General features: G+C 42.8%; 14 protein-coding genes and 4 pseudogenes. 15 read left to right on the forward strand and 3 right to left on the reverse strand.

The genetic code is table 11. The features are described from left to right. The first annotated feature begins 105 nt into the window (after positions 1-105). The 12 genes and pseudogenes from M6D81_RS30835 to M6D81_RS30890 form a co-directional block, all read left to right on the forward strand. Entirely contained in the window at positions 106-600 is a 495-nt protein-coding gene (locus M6D81_RS30835) for a GNAT family N-acetyltransferase (RefSeq protein ID WP_262681419.1), read from the forward strand. A gap of 180 nt (positions 601-780) precedes the next feature. Further along, positions 781-1,311 (forward strand): hypothetical protein, encoded by a 531-nt coding sequence (locus tag M6D81_RS30840; RefSeq protein ID WP_262681422.1) that lies wholly within the window; start codon positions 781-783, stop codon positions 1,309-1,311. A gap of 520 nt (positions 1,312-1,831) precedes the next feature. Next, on the forward strand, positions 1,832-2,134 hold the full coding sequence (locus M6D81_RS30845) for a MazG nucleotide pyrophosphohydrolase domain-containing protein (RefSeq protein ID WP_262681423.1): 303 nt from the start codon (positions 1,832-1,834) through the stop codon (positions 2,132-2,134). 277 nt (positions 2,135-2,411) lie between these two features. Beyond that, on the forward strand, positions 2,412-2,768 hold the full coding sequence (locus M6D81_RS30850; RefSeq protein ID WP_262681425.1) for a GNAT family N-acetyltransferase: 357 nt from the start codon (positions 2,412-2,414) through the stop codon (positions 2,766-2,768). A 277-nt stretch (positions 2,769-3,045) separates the two neighbouring features. Beyond that, positions 3,046-3,567, forward strand: a complete 522-nt coding sequence (locus tag M6D81_RS30855) for a YfiT family bacillithiol transferase (protein WP_262681427.1) — start codon at positions 3,046-3,048, stop codon at positions 3,565-3,567. Between the two features lie 516 nt (positions 3,568-4,083). After that, the gene (locus M6D81_RS30860; RefSeq protein ID WP_262681429.1) at positions 4,084-4,404 is read left to right on the forward strand and encodes an ArsR/SmtB family transcription factor; all 321 of its coding nucleotides are present in this window, start codon (positions 4,084-4,086) and stop codon (positions 4,402-4,404) included. A 102-nt stretch (positions 4,405-4,506) separates the two neighbouring features. Then, entirely contained in the window at positions 4,507-5,814 is a 1,308-nt protein-coding gene (locus tag M6D81_RS30865) for an alpha/beta fold hydrolase (protein WP_262681430.1), read from the forward strand. A 12-nt stretch (positions 5,815-5,826) separates the two neighbouring features. Then, positions 5,827-6,258 carry a hypothetical protein gene (locus M6D81_RS30870; RefSeq protein ID WP_262681431.1) on the forward strand — a complete coding sequence of 144 codons (432 nt, stop codon included), beginning with the start codon at positions 5,827-5,829 and terminating at the stop codon, positions 6,256-6,258. Then, positions 6,251-6,919 carry a DUF998 domain-containing protein gene (locus tag M6D81_RS30875; RefSeq protein WP_262681433.1) on the forward strand — a complete coding sequence of 223 codons (669 nt, stop codon included), beginning with the start codon at positions 6,251-6,253 and terminating at the stop codon, positions 6,917-6,919. The genes M6D81_RS30870 and M6D81_RS30875 overlap by 8 nt, the downstream gene beginning before the upstream one ends. A gap of 117 nt (positions 6,920-7,036) precedes the next feature. Then, entirely contained in the window at positions 7,037-9,292 is a 2,256-nt protein-coding gene (locus tag M6D81_RS30880) for an excinuclease ABC subunit UvrA (RefSeq protein ID WP_262681434.1), read from the forward strand. Positions 9,293-9,328: 36 nt separating this feature from the next. After that, positions 9,329-9,623: pseudogene (locus M6D81_RS31955) on the forward strand (cytidine/deoxycytidylate deaminase family protein); the annotation flags it as partial. A 16-nt stretch (positions 9,624-9,639) separates the two neighbouring features. After that, positions 9,640-9,750, forward strand: a pseudogene (locus M6D81_RS30890) (glyoxalase); the annotation flags it as partial. Positions 9,751-10,237: 487 nt separating this feature from the next. Here the strand turns inward: M6D81_RS30890 and M6D81_RS30895 are convergent. The 3 genes and pseudogenes from M6D81_RS30895 to M6D81_RS30905 form a co-directional block, all read right to left on the reverse strand. Beyond that, positions 10,238-10,743: pseudogene (locus M6D81_RS30895) on the reverse strand (tyrosine-type recombinase/integrase). Continuing rightward, a complete protein-coding gene (locus M6D81_RS30900; protein WP_262681438.1) occupies positions 10,740-11,132 on the reverse strand; it encodes a site-specific integrase in 393 nt (130 codons plus the stop codon). Before M6D81_RS30900 ends, M6D81_RS30895 begins: the two are co-directional and overlap by 4 nt. A gap of 188 nt (positions 11,133-11,320) precedes the next feature. Next, positions 11,321-12,091: a tyrosine-type recombinase/integrase gene (locus tag M6D81_RS30905; protein WP_262681440.1), complete on the reverse strand. Its 771-nt coding sequence runs from the start codon at positions 12,089-12,091 to the stop codon at positions 11,321-11,323. Between the two features lie 491 nt (positions 12,092-12,582). Here M6D81_RS30905 and M6D81_RS30910 point away from each other — a divergent pair, with 491 nt between their 5' ends. The 3 genes and pseudogenes from M6D81_RS30910 to M6D81_RS30920 form a co-directional block, all read left to right on the forward strand. Next, positions 12,583-13,131: a GNAT family N-acetyltransferase gene (locus tag M6D81_RS30910; RefSeq protein WP_262681443.1), complete on the forward strand. Its 549-nt coding sequence runs from the start codon at positions 12,583-12,585 to the stop codon at positions 13,129-13,131. Positions 13,132-13,539: 408 nt separating this feature from the next. After that, positions 13,540-14,106, forward strand: coding sequence for a histidine phosphatase family protein (locus M6D81_RS30915; protein WP_262681441.1), 567 nt, complete (start codon positions 13,540-13,542; stop codon positions 14,104-14,106). Then, positions 14,099-14,453, forward strand: a pseudogene (locus tag M6D81_RS30920) (hypothetical protein); the annotation flags it as partial. The gene M6D81_RS30915 and the pseudogene M6D81_RS30920, both read left to right, overlap by 8 nt.

Raw genomic sequence — 14,453 nt, forward strand, 5'->3', positions numbered from 1 at the left:
ACTTAAGGCAGTGAAGGTTCGTGAATACAAAAACGTTATGTGAAATCATCGCTAAAGAACAATAAGATCCAACTTAATCCACCGCTATCTGCTGGAGGTCAAAAAATGTTAAATACAACCAGATGCCATATCTCAGATATCAAAGAATCTGATTTTGAATCATTGAAACTGTTGTGGATGGATGACCAGGTAAGACTGTATCTCGGTGGAGCAATAAAAGATGAGTCCTCACTTCAAATGAAATTTAATGATTTACTTATTAAAACGAGTCAAAACGGGTCTTATTTTTTTACAATTAGACTGCAAGAAACTGGAGAGTTTGTTGGATTAGTCTCGTTGGACGAATATCACGATGGCAATGAAACAGAAATATCTTATGAATTATTACCTTCGTATTGGGGTATGGGTTTGGGAACAGAAATCATTGGTCGTGTAATTAAGTATGCTTTCGATGATCTGGGATTAAAAAAGGTAGTAGCTGTAACACAAACTGCAAATAAAAAATCCTGTAAATTACTGGAGAGTGTAGGGATGGTTCTTATAAAAAAGATCAATAGATTTGGGACTAAACAGGCCGTGTATTATAAGGATAAACCGTGAAAGTATTTCAATGAAGGCGATGACCACTAGCCTTGCATCAAACCTGACATGAGAAAATTCATTTATAAAAGTTCCTAAATATTGAAGAAGTTGATGGAAACTCTCTGGTCGTCTATAAAAAAATCTCCTAATGTAAGAGGATAGGGCATGTTACCCATTTCTCTACAAAAGGAGACCACCATGGGTAATGTACCAGATCAGAGCGTCATTTGTAAATGCCTAGATTACATTGATTTATCAGACGATGACTTTCCATTGTTTAATTATCGTCGAAAGTTCACACTCGTCAAAGCTGTCAAACTACTGGTCGAAGCACAATTAACGCAACGCCGCGACCCTGAGGACATCAGCAATCATCTAGCTGCCAATCAGCCGTTGCAACAAGACATTGGTCTTACCAGCATAAGCGCTTCGCAAATTAATCGGATCGCACTGCCCCTACCGGAATTGCAAGAGCTCTGGTTCCGATTGATTTCAAAACGAAAGCAGGCTTATCCAGCACAAGACGTTGCCGGTCTTGGAAAACTGCGAATCATCGATGCTACAGTGTTATCTCTACCAGAGATGGCGGGAAAGTGGGCCTACAGTTCGAAAACAAGCAACGGCGTCAAGATTCACACGAATGTCGTACTAGCAAGTCCGGGAATCAGTTTACTCCGATCAGATCATTTGCTCAACCATAGGCGTTGCCGACAAGGAAGTCGCACTTGATCTCGTTGTTGATCCCGAAGCGATTCATGTCATGGATCGCGGCTATATCGTGTGGCGCAAGAAAAAAAAGCTTTGACGTCCTCGAAAGCATCCGATTGTGCATAAGACAGTAAAGTTGATTAAGAGATAGTAATAAAAAGGTAATTACACAACAAATGGTAACATGATCCTATGCTTGTAGGAGGATCACCTTTTTTCATTAATCCCGAAAAACCATTTGTAAAATTTTTTCTATAATCACACTCCATGCATGTAATTGTTTTTTCACCCAACTCATGTTAGGTTCTATGCAAGGCTAGTGGGCGATGACATCACATAACACTGCATTCACGCATCGGGCTAGCGCCCTCGGTCGCAGTCGCGGGTTCGACGAAGTGATTGCTGCGATAACTTCCTACGGGAGTTCGTGAATGCGAGGAACGTTATACGACAGACCGAAGCAAAAACCAAATAAAAACCGTGTTCACATATTACTTGAATTATATAGTAAGATAGCTCTACGTTTTCAAGACTGAAGACATTGGATAAAGCTTTAACAATTGATAATCTACAAGAATTTATTAAGAAAACAGATTTTAATCCAGATAAGAAAGAACATTATTTTTACAAACTAATTGAGGAAGTTGGTGAACTCTCAGAAGTAATTCGTAAAAATAAACGGCTAAACGATGACGAGAATAAAACAATCAAAGGAACCATTGAAGAAGAACTATATGATGTACTCTATTATGTTGCGGCACTAGCAAATGTTTATGAAATAAATTTAGAAAAATGCTTTAGACTGAAAGAAGAGTTAAATAAAGAGAAATGGAATAAGAAGTGATTGAAAGTAGTTCAAGAGGTCCGTCGTATAACACCGTATTCGCGCTGCGTCGCTATCGCTCTTTGGTCCGGTCGAAGTTGAAGGAGTGGTTTCGAAGAAGTGAATTCAGTAGCAGGGGAGCATAATCACTCGGACAACCTTGCACTGCCTAACCGCGTCGCGACCGTTCCTTTGGGACATTTAAGGCAGTGAAGGTTCGTGAATACAAGAACGTTATCCGAAATTAACGAAGAGCCGAATAAATCATAACATCCTTCAAATGGAGTGAATTCATTGGTTGAAACTACTATTCAATTTCGAAGAGCTCATAAAAATGATACTGAATCATTCGAATGAGATCGTTGTTATTGCAGTTATGAATGAGGTACCAGTAGGTTTTGTCTGTGCTCAGTATTATCAATCGATATGTTATTCAGATCCAAGTGCTGAAATTACAGAGTTGTACGTTACAAGTCACGCTCGAAGAAAAGGAATTGCTTCGAAGCTATTAAATTATATTGAAAATGAACTTTTAATAAACGGCGTAAAATCAGTGAAAGTACTAACAGGTAAAAAGAATGGAATTACTATTAAAACATATGTAAACTCAAATTACATAATGAAAGATGAACAAGTACTGCAAAAGAAATTTTAAATGCAAAGAGATTTGTTTGTGAGTAATTCATGATGCCGTTAACATCGGATAACACCGTATCCACGCTTCGTCGCTGTCGCTCCTTGGTCCGGACCGAAGTAGGAAGAAGAAAGTTCGAAGAAGTTGATACAGTAGCAGAGAAGATTATTCAGCCGGACAACCTTGCACCGCCTAACCGCATCGCGGCCACTCCCAATGGTCGTTTAAGGCAGTGAAGGTTCGTGAATACAAACGTTATGCGTAATTACTGCACATTAAAGAAGAGGGGAGAAACACAATGGATAAAGTTAAATATCCCATTGGACATTTTCAGTCCCAAAATAATCTATCAGATGAACAATTATTTAATCTCATTAATGAAATTCCAAAACTAATAGAAGGACTAAAAGCAATGCTAAATGGAATTGAAGATCATAAAATAAATATTCCATATCGAATGAATGGCTGGACAATAAAACAAATCATACATCACTTAGCTGATAATGATATGAACGCATATTTAAGATTCAAAAGAGGACTAACTGAAGAAAATCCATTAGCAAGTACATACCGAGAAGACCTATGGGCAGAATTAATTGACTATAAGAGAATACCAATAGAAAATTCACTTGCACTTATTGAAATACTACACTATCGATTTTACCATTTACTAAATGAATTAGATCAAGACGATTTTAAACGGACAATACAAACCGAGGTATTAGGGACAATTACATTAGAAACGGCAGTTCAAAGATTCATATGGCATAACAAACACCATATTGCACAAATTGAAAATCAATTAAGAAAGGAGAAATAAAAACTGTATAGGAATTTGAAAGTTAATTCAAAGAGGGCAGTAACAACGCATAACACCATATTCGCGCATCGGGCATTCGCCCTCGGTCCGGACAGAAGATATTGGCAGGGAAGCTGAGTCAGCTGGACACATCCGAACACAAAGGCTGTTATAATAAATTCATATTACGATAAGCCTATTTGGATTACAAACGAGGTCTCTCGAAAGGAATACATGTGTCTCTCATCAGAGTCAAGCAGCCATGATGTAGAATTGTTCCTAACTCATCTTTTTGGCTACATGAGTATTAATGTTGAGAAATCATTGCTTGCATCTTTTAATGATTTGTTTGAACAAGATTATATAGCACTTTCATGAAAAGCCTGACCTTTCGAGGTTTGGCTTTTTATTTAATGTTGGTCTTAGTTATCAAGTTAGAAATGAGAAGGAGCTTATAAAAGTGGAAGTTATAATCTTTTATATACATTGACATGTATATACACATTGATATATATTAAGGTCATGAGATCAGCAACCATGCAGTTAACGTTACTTACTATTGCCGAACCCAATCGATTCAACATCGTTGAGTTACTAAGAAATGGACCCAAATCGGTAGGGGAAATCGTCCAAGCGCTAGGCATTAGCCAGCCGCACGTATCCCGTCATTTGCGCATCTTGAGCGAGGCTGGGATGGTACGCTCGCGCAGTCAAGCACAGCTGCGAATATACAGCCTCGAAGCCGCACCGTTCCAGGAGCTGGATGAATGGTTTGATTCATTCAGTATCCTATGGGAAGAGCGTCTCGACAATTTCGAGGATTATATGCTGGACTATAAGAAGAAGGAGGACTTATGACAGGTATCAACAGTTTTATCGCGAGCTACATGTTGAATTATCGAGACATCTGGAACAAGAGGATGGAATCCCTTGAAAACTACTTAAAAAGGATGACTGCAGATGAAAAGAAAAACAACCATTCGTAAAAACCATGAGCGCAGAGAACTCACAGTCGAGCGTAACATTGCAATGCCTGTCCAACTGGCTTGGGAAGGCTGGACGGAGCCTGAACATATTACAAAATGGTGGGGGCCAAAGGACTGGACGACAACCGTTTATGAAATGGACGTGCGGCCAGGCGGAGAGTGGCGGTATAGTCTTCAAGCAGATGACAATAGCGGCGAGGCGGCCTATTGCAGAGCCACATATGAAGAAGTGGATGCACCAGGAAAACTAGTGTATATCGACACTTTTGCCGACAGTGATTGGAATATCGTTTCGGATAGCGAAATGTACACGACCGTGCTATTCGAGGAGAAAAGTGGAGGAACGCGGATTAGCATACTGACGCGATTCGCTACCAGCGAACAATTTGACAACGCAGAAGCGATGGGCATGATTGAAGGATTCACCGATGCCTATGATCGACTGGAAGTATACTTAGAAACTTTAATGGGAGGCAAGAATACGATGGAAACCGTTATTTCAAAAGATGGGACACAGATTGCTTATACGAAACAAGGGAGCGGTCCTGCCCTCATCTTAATTTCATCGGCGGCGGCCGATCATCAGGATGCTTCACCGTTATCCGAGCAATTATCGGCCCACTTCACCGTATACAATTACGATCGTCGCGGGCGGGGACAGAGTACGGATACCCCGCCTTACGCAGCCGCTCGGGAAGTGGAAGACATTGAGGCATTAATTGCAGCCGCCGGAGGACAAGCTTACTTGTTCGGGAGCTCATCCGGAGCCGTGTTGGCGCTTGAGGCCGCGAACTTGTTAGGAGATTCGGTCGCGAAGCTCTACTTGTATGAACCCCCATTCATAATCAACGACAGCCGCAAGCCTGTGCCTGGGGACTACGTCGAACATTTGAATATTCTAATCAAAGCCGAGAAAAGGTCTGAAGCAGTCGAATATTTCGCATCCGAGGCTCTCGGCATTCCCGGAGAATACATCGGCTATATGAAAGCCGATCCTTCTTGGAACAAGATGGAGTCTCTTGCGCATACGCTTGCATACGATGGCATCATTATGGGGACGACGCAATCCGGTAACCCGCTGCCAACCGACAGTTGGAATGTTACGATTCCTACTTTGATAATGACAGGGGAAAATAGCGAACCGCTATTCCATGACTCCGCACGCGCGCTTGTCGAGCTTCTACCACAGGCTGCTGCTCATTCGCTAGCCGGTCAAGATCATTCCGCGGTTATCATGGCTCCTGATGTCGTAGCCAAAGCCATAGCAGATTCCGAACGATAAGGAGAATGGGACATGACGAATCTTCGGACGCTTGATCGACTAGTCGGTACATGGCATATCAGCGGCGGAGCTGAAGGAACGGTAACCTATGAATGGATGGAAGGCGGACACTTTTTAGTGCAAAGCGTCCATCTTTCTCAGAATGGGCAAGACGTGAAAGGGATCGAGATGATTGGGCATTTAAAACCCTTCGGCGAAAGCAAGAGTTCGGATATTCGGTCCCGATATTACGATACGTTAGGCAATACCTTTGATTATGTTTATGAAATGGAAGGGGATTCGCTCGTCATTTGGGCAGGAGACAAAGGATCGCCTTCCTATTATAAAGGGACTTTTGGCTCTGACGGAAATTCCCATTCGGGAGCATGGCATTATCCCGACGGGGGAGGCTATGAAACGACGATGACGAGAGTCTCGCCAGCAGGAGGGGGAGGCAATGGCTAAGCAGTTGGTTATGGCAAAACCTATAACGGTGTTGGGTTCCCGGTTCGCGCGTACGTCGATCATCGCTGGAGCATTGTTCGTGCTTCTCCTCAGCAGCCTCCATTTGCTACAGCCAGAATTTGACCCGACATGGCGTTTTATCAGCGAATATGCGCTTGGAGACTTTGGGTGGATGATGCATCTTGCTTTTGGACTGATGGCTGTTGCTCAAATCAGCGTAGCCATTGCGATATTTCCACATATTCGAACGGTTACGGGTTACATTGGACTTGTTATTCTTGGTATCAGCGCAATAGGCGTCATCATCGCAGGCATCTTCGCAACTGATCCCATCTCCGTTAGTCCGGATGATGCGACTTTTAGCGGCAGTATGCATTCATTTGGAGCGATGCTGGACTACACGCCGGTAGCGGCATTATTGATTAGTCTTTCGTTGTTTAGACTTGATGTTTGGCGTCCTATGAAGAGAGTGTTGTTCACAAGCGCGATTATTGCAATCGTAGCGATGCTCGTATTTGTGCTTCAAATTCCGCAAGACGGGCAATTCGAACCTGGGGTTTTGGCTGGATTGTTCGGACGATTCTTAATCTTAGCGGATATTGCGTGGCTGATTATCATCGGGATTCATACAGCTAAGCTCAGCGCTTCTAAACAAGTGTAATTGAGGAAAGTAGCGCAGAAAAAAATCGCAAACCGGCTGCATTGCGCTTGCAGCCGGTTTGCGTCTGAAAAGGGACTTTTCGGTTCAAGTACATATGTGAGAGGTAGGATTTTAACCATGGCTGCAGACCAATATAATCATATTATCATCACCGGGGCAAGGGAAAATAACCTCAAGAACGTTTCTTTGCGTATACCTAAACGGAAAATCACTGTATTCACCGGGGTATCCGGATCCGGAAAGTCTTCCATCGTCTTCGATACGATTGCAGCGGAATCGACGAGGTTGTTGAATGAAAACTTCAGTATGTTCGTGCGAAACTTTTTGCCTCGGATTCCGCAGCCTGATACGGACGCTATCGAAAACTTGAGCATGGCCGTCATTGTGGATCAAAAGAAGTTGGGCGGAGGCTCTCATTCTACTGTGGGTACGATAACCGATATCGCCCCGATTCTACGCCTTCTATTCTCAAGGGCGGGTCAACCACATATTGGACAAGCAAGCCTATTCTCGTTTAATGATCCGCAAGGAATGTGTCCGCAGTGCAACGGATTGGGACGCAGGCTTGGGGTCGATATGAGAAAAGCGGTGGATATGTCGTGCTCGCTCCGCGAAGGGGCTATTAAGCTGCCTGATTACGCAGTGGACGGATGGGAATGGAATATGGTTATCCAGTCGGGGGCTCTTGACCCTGACAAGAAGCTGAATGACTATTCGGAAGAGGAACTTGAACGGCTGTTATACGCAAAAGCGAGGAAAGTACAGATGGATTTTGCGGGCAAAGCGATGAACATGACAGTGGAGGGTGTTATTGAGAAATTTACCAACAAATACATCAAGCAGGACGTGAAAACGAAGTCTGAACGGACACAAAAAGCGGTTGCGCCCTTCCTCACCGAGGGGCCTTGCACGAGTTGCGGGGGATCAAGACTTAGTCAAGCTACGCTGAACTGCAGAATTAATGGACGCAATATTGCGGAGATGACATCCATCGAGATCGGTCAGCTCATGAATGTCATACGGGAGATTGATGACGCAGTTGTCGAGCCGATTGTAAGATCTCTGACGGAACGGCTGCAGCATCTCGTCGATATTGGGCTGGATTATTTGACATTGGATCGCGAAACGGATACGCTGTCCGGCGGCGAATCGCAGCGCGTGAAGATGGTAAAGCATTTGAGCGGCAGCCTCGTTGACGTCACGTACATTTTCGACGAGCCTAGTGTGGGGCTGCATTCTCGCGATGTACATCGATTGAACGAATTGCTGCAGAGGCTTCGTGATAAAGGGAATACAGTTATTGTCGTCGAACATGATCCCGATGTCATCAAAGTGGCGGATCATATCGTGGATATTGGCCCCCACGCGGGCAGTAGAGGAGGCCAAATTGTATACGAGGGCAGTTTCCATGGGTTGCTGGAGTCTGATACACTGACAGGTAATTATATGAGAAGGCCATTGATCCTTAAGCAAGAATGCAGAGAGTCGTCCGGCAAGCTGTCGATTCGCGATGCCTCCCTCCATAATGTGCGGGATATAAATGTAGACATACCTACCGGCATACTGACAGTCGTTACTGGAGTCGCCGGTTCGGGGAAAAGCACGTTGATTAACGAGTTATTCTTGAAGCAATATCCGAATGCAATTGTCATCGACCAGTCGGCGGTTGGCGTGTCTAACCGGTCGAATCCCGCGACGTACACGGGCATTATGGATGACATTCGCAAAGCGTTCGCTTCCGCTAACAAAGTGAATCAAGGCTTATTCAGCTTTAACTCCAAGGGAGCGTGCGAGAATTGCCAAGGGCTAGGCGTTGTGTATACAGACCTTGCTTTTCTCGACAGCGTGAAGCTGCCATGCGAAGCATGCGGGGGGCGCCGGTTCAAGGAAGAAGTACTAGTCTATTCATTAGAAGGCAAGTCTATTGCGGAAGTGTTGGAGATGACGGTAGAACAAGCACTGGGTTTCTTTCAGTTGAAAGACATCGTGCGCAAGCTCCAGGCCATGAGCGATGTCGGGCTGAATTATATTACGCTCGGGCAACCGCTCAGTACCCTGTCCGGCGGAGAATGCCAGCGCATCAAGCTGGCCAGTGAACTGCATAAGGATGGAAGCATCTATGTCATGGATGAGCCGACGACAGGTTTGCATATGTCGGATATCGGACTCCTAATGGACATTATGAATCGGCTCGTGGACAAAGGAAATACGGTCATTGTGATCGAGCATAACCTTGAGGTCATTAGCCAGGCGGATTGGATTATCGACATGGGACCTGATGGAGGTAGCAAGGGCGGTCAGATCGTATTTGAGGGACAACCGTCGCAAATCATTGAAGTAGAACAGTCTCTAACGGGCAAATACTTGGTTTAATCTTCAACAGCGATTTAAACAAGAGGAGGTTCAATCATGATTAATGAAATAGACTTAAAGCACCTGCGACGTTGTGTTGAGCTTGCAAAGATTGCTCTGGAGTCAGGTGATGAGCCATTCGGTTCAATTCTTGTCTCAGCCGAAGGAGAAGTGCTTATGGAAGACCATAATCATGTTGATGATGGGGAGCATACCCAACACCCGAATTTGCTTTAGCGCGTTGGGCGGTCGGGATGAACTGGGAGTTGCTGTGGCACGTGTTCATAATCTCCCAATCCAAGAAGTAATTCGTGATACTATTATAGACGGTCCTGTTCCCGAGCTCGGGGAGCACTGGGTGGTATTAAATGAAGGTCAAACAAATCGTCGCCAATATAAATACGAAGGATATCACGGCAGCAAAATGCTTCTACCAGGATGTGCTCGGCCTTGAATTGATGATGGATCATGGTTGTATCAACATTCTCACTCATGAACATTGATACACTAACGACCAATCGTAAAGGGACTCTGGTTTGTTCAACTATCGGGGTATGCTAGTTCAAAAACAGCGACAGTCTAGGACTTTGTTTCGTCCTTGTTTGTCGCTGTATTAATTTATAGGGGCAGTAAAAAAATTATAGTATAGAGTCTGACCGTATATGAATTTATTGAGCTCGTGGAATAAGTTCATTCAGTATATGATCAAGAGCTATGCAAATTGGTTGCCGGTGTTGGAAGGTTGAGTCGCTGGATTCGAATTCGTCTGAAGCAAGAGTTTATCATATAATGAGACACGTATGTTATAAAACTTGCAGTAGGGCAACTGCTACTACGTTGGACGGAATTTTTTCGTTCTAAGTAAGGGTCAGTAGGTAGGTTACAAACAATTTTTGGGGCTATCCTCTTTGATGTTCCAGCTTCAATAATAAGAAAGAGAGGTTACTTCAATGCCTCATCTTAATATCATAGATTACGTTTCATATTCTCAACAGGACTAAATTTCTTATGTTGTTGCTTAATATCGCTGCTAAATAACTCCACATAATAATCCACCATTTTAAGGGATGCGTGCCCCAAGATACGTCTAAGCGTAAATGGATCTCCACCGTTAGAAATATAAAATTTAGCCATCGTATGCCGGAACGTATGCGGTGAAACTCTGACGCCGGTTATGTTCACCATGTTACCGTAGGCCTGCATTTTGTTTTGCAAGGCTCGTGTACTAATTTGTTGGTTGTCCATGTTAACGAACAGGGCATCTGTTTCCAAGTCACCTCGTACATCCAAATATTTGCGAAAAATTCTTTGAAAAAGATGTCACCTGTCTTCAAATGACATAGCTCACCGATTCGCATCCCCGTTTCGAGCAATACCATCATCATAGTAAAATCCCGGTAACCCGTGAACGTTTTTTTATCCGGTTGCTCAAAGATGGAGACCACTTGCTCTTTCGTAAATGTTTGAATCACTTCTTAGCTTTGACCACATGGAGATCGTTGGCTTTATTCACTGTTCGCCAGCCTTCTTCAAATAAGAATTTAAAAAACTGCTTTAGGGCTTTGATTCGTCCATTAACCGTATTGTCCGCCCTGCCTTGATCAAACAAATAGGCAATAAAATGATTCTTGATTTCGCGAATCGATACCGTATAGATATCAAACGGCACTTGCTGCGCCAGAAAGGCTTCTTTCATCTGCTTGGCGCTGTCCTGGTAAAATCGAAGTGTCAGTGGCGAAAGGTTTTTGGCCTTGCAATCGAGAATAAAGGAATGAAGCAGATCTTCAATACTGAGTTGTTGTTTGGCTTGACTTGAGTTCTCTGCGTGTTCTAGCTTGTTTTGTCGACGACGAACATTCATTTACTCTTCACCTCGCTTTCGGGTAGCAGTTGAAGAGTTCCGGCTAAATGTTCGATGTGACTGAACTTCTCATGCTGGGCTTGCAAGTCGCTGGCAAATAATTCGATATACATTTCAGTCGTCTCGATTTGGGCGTACCCCATTATGCTCTTGAGCGTGAATACGTCGCCGCCATTTAATAAGTATTTCTAGGCAAATGTATGTCGAAAGGTATGGCAGGAGCATTGAATGTCATTAATTTTGGCGGATTGACAGTAGCGGGCAATCATCGAGCGAATGCCGCCAGACAAATAGGGTTGATTGTCCAAGTTTACCCAAAGGGCATTATGATCCAGATTGCCGCGTTCCAGCAAATAGCGTTTCATTTCACCCGCGGCAATCCGTTCCAATGGAACCAAACGTGACTTCCCTCCTTTCCCTTGATTGATCCGCAGGGAACCTTCATCCAGTAAAACATCCGTGACTTGCAGATTGGCCAATTCTTTTAAGCGAATGCCGGTATTGAGAAGGGCTAGCATCATTGCATAGTTACGTAATTCTGTAAACGATGTACGATCAAGCAGTGCAAGCAGTTGGAATAGATGATCGTCGGTAAACGTGTGAGCAGAAGATGGTTGTAGTTTAAACGGCTTGATATCTGTGCCAAAGGGCTCGTCGATCCACCCTTCTTCACATAAAAACTGAGCAAAGGACTTATAGATTTGCAGATTACAATTAAGAGTGCGTAAAGCGAGACCCTCGTCAAGCAGTCTGGGCGGCACTTGCATTTTGAAGACGGCAGGTGAGAAATCTCGTAGTTGCAGTTCCAAAGCATTGAGGTGCTGTTGGAGTTTTTCCAAGCTATTGCGATAACGGCGAATGCTCTCCCTACTGAAGTTCCTGACTTTGCAATCTTGAAGAAATAACTGTACAGCATCGTTCCAATTCGAGTGTAATATGAAGCTTTCCTTGTTTAGCACTTCGTATTTCCTCCCTATGGAGTTATGCGAACCAAAGCGGATATGCGAGGGAGGGGAGTGGGATTCGTATAACAATCAGTCATACACTTTCGTATAACTTGTACGAAAAACCGGGTTATTTGAAGGATGTTCGCGTTCCTCTAAAATCGCCGGAATCCCTTGATACACATGGGTTTATGGGCATTTTGGAAGTCAGAAGTTTTCAGTGAATGGCTCGTATAACACCGTATTCACGCTGCGTTCGCCTTAGGCTCCTTGACCCGGCCGACGTAGGAAGAAGTGTTTTCAGAGAAGTCGATTCAGTAGCAGAGAAGATAATTTAGCAGACACCCCTACACTGGCTAACCGCTTCGCGGCCGTTCCCTCCGGTCGTTTAAGGCAGTGAGGGTTCGTGAATACAAAAACGTTATAAGACATCTCGAAGCACTATATTAAAAGCAGATCAGGTTCTTAATTCCCTTTTTAAAGTCTTATTTGAAGGTGGATTCATGATGATTATTAAACAGAAAGTTTTTTTTGAGAACGAACTAAATTATTCTATTCGATCGGCAGTAATTGATGATTCAAATACTCTATCTGAACTTCGAGTACAAATTGATGGCGAGACTGAAAATATGGATAGAGAAAGCGGAGAGGCATTTATTGATGCCTCCGAATTTGAAAAGATTATTAAAACTGATATAGAGAGTTCAAGGAATATATTTTTAGTTGCAGTAATTGAAAATCGTATCGTTGGGTTTTCGCGCTGTGAAGGAACAAATTTAAAACGACTTTTACACAAAGTAGAGTTTGGAGTATGCGTATTGAAAAAGTTTTGGGGACATGGTATTGGAAAGAATCTATTAAGAGAATCTATTATTTGGGCTGATTCCGCTGGTATTAAAAAAATGATATTAAACGTGATAGAGACAAATGAAAATGCAATAGCACTTTATAAGAAGCACGGCTTCGAAGTTGAAGGAATATTAAAACATGATAAATTACTTGCTGATGGTAGATTTTATAACACTATCTTGATGGGGAGATTTAAAGAAGAATAAAAACACTATTTTATCGCAATACAAAGAAGTCAGGAATTACGCATAACGTATCTTATATTCACGACGCCCGGCGAATGCCGGGTGGTGTGTCCACAGCAATCACTTCCCTGAGGCCGCTTCTGGGACCGAGGGGTGAATGCCCCGATACGTGAATATGTTGTTATCCGATGCTGCTGGCTTCCTGAAATACGCTCTTAGATTTCCCTTAAACTGCCGGGCTTGCTTTGAATTCAAATATGCTTCGACTGCCGGACTTGCTTCGGGTCCGAATACGCCTTCGATAATTCGCTTGTTTGGCCGGGCCTGCTTTTCCCTCCGGTCACTTAAGGCAGTGAAGGTTCATGAATACCAGAACGTTATGTGAAATCACAGTAATACATTTGATGAAAGCATCTCAAGGAGGTCTATATGAAGACAATCATCTATATGGTTAGGCACGGAGAATCACCATACAATGAAGGAAATGAAAGAACAAGGGGGCTTACCCCAAAAGGGAAAATTGACATTGAAAAAGTAACGAAGTTACTTGTAGGTGAAGGAATAGACATGATCATATCAAGTCCATATACCCGTGCAATTCTTAGTATTAAGGGTTTAGCCGAGCACTTAAACTTAGACATAAAAGTATTTGAAGACCTTAGGGAGCGTCATTTTGCAGCAGAAATTATTGAAAATGCAGAGTTAATGTCTAGTATCAGAGAAAGTTTTAATGATTCTAATTATACTTTGCCCGGTGGTGAGTCGAATGCTGATTGCCAGAAAAGAGCAATCGCAGTTCTAAAACCCATATTAAAAGAGCATGAAGGGAAGAAGATTGCAATAGGGACTCATGGTCTTGTAATGACTTTGATGATGAATCATTTTGATCCTGCTTATGGTTTAGAATTTTTGAATCAATTAAAGAAACCGGATATCTATAAAATGTTATTCGAGGACTTAGAATTAAAAGAAATAACGAGATTGTGGAATGATTAGATTATTTATGAAGCTTAAGATCTCGTTTAAGATCTCGTTTAAGATCTCGTTTAAGATCCTTGCCTCATTTGCTCTTTTAGTTTTACTTCTGACAGCATGTAATACGGAAAAATCGATAACGCCTTCTGAACTCGATAAGATTACATTGGAGATAATAAATCGATCGGAACAGCCGGCTGGAATTTCTCACACCATAAAACTGAGTAATCATTCAAAACATACTATAAAGCAAAATAATGTTTTTATTAGTTATCCCTTTAAGACTGATAACGGTTCTAAGGGCAATGAATTCAAAGTAGAAGCAAAGAATAATAAACTTGATATTAAGCCAAATGAAGTAATCATAT

Origin of the sequence: Paenibacillus sp. J5C2022, assembly GCF_025567625.1 — a bacterium.
Classification (GTDB): domain Bacteria; phylum Bacillota; class Bacilli; order Paenibacillales; family Paenibacillaceae; genus Pristimantibacillus.

What these genes read in the sequence shown, in the direction of transcription:
- M6D81_RS30835 (WP_262681419.1), top strand. Translation starts at nt 106, where the DNA reads ATGTTAAATACAACCAGATGCCATATCTCAGATATCAAAGAATCTGAT.
- M6D81_RS30880 (WP_262681434.1), top strand. Translation starts at nt 7,037, where the DNA reads ATGGCTGCAGACCAATATAATCATATTATCATCACCGGGGCAAGGGAA.
- M6D81_RS30910 (WP_262681443.1), top strand. Translation starts at nt 12,583, where the DNA reads ATGATTATTAAACAGAAAGTTTTTTTTGAGAACGAACTAAATTATTCT.
- M6D81_RS30875 (WP_262681433.1), top strand. Translation starts at nt 6,251, where the DNA reads ATGGCTAAGCAGTTGGTTATGGCAAAACCTATAACGGTGTTGGGTTCC.
- M6D81_RS30900 (WP_262681438.1), bottom strand. Translation starts at nt 11,132, where the DNA reads ATGAATGTTCGTCGTCGACAAAACAAGCTAGAACACGCAGAGAACTCA.
- M6D81_RS30870 (WP_262681431.1), top strand. Translation starts at nt 5,827, where the DNA reads ATGACGAATCTTCGGACGCTTGATCGACTAGTCGGTACATGGCATATC.
- M6D81_RS30840 (WP_262681422.1), top strand. Translation starts at nt 781, where the DNA reads ATGGGTAATGTACCAGATCAGAGCGTCATTTGTAAATGCCTAGATTAC.
- M6D81_RS30855 (WP_262681427.1), top strand. Translation starts at nt 3,046, where the DNA reads ATGGATAAAGTTAAATATCCCATTGGACATTTTCAGTCCCAAAATAAT.
- M6D81_RS30865 (WP_262681430.1), top strand. Translation starts at nt 4,507, where the DNA reads ATGAAAAGAAAAACAACCATTCGTAAAAACCATGAGCGCAGAGAACTC.
- M6D81_RS30915 (WP_262681441.1), top strand. Translation starts at nt 13,540, where the DNA reads ATGAAGACAATCATCTATATGGTTAGGCACGGAGAATCACCATACAAT.
- M6D81_RS30860 (WP_262681429.1), top strand. Translation starts at nt 4,084, where the DNA reads ATGCAGTTAACGTTACTTACTATTGCCGAACCCAATCGATTCAACATC.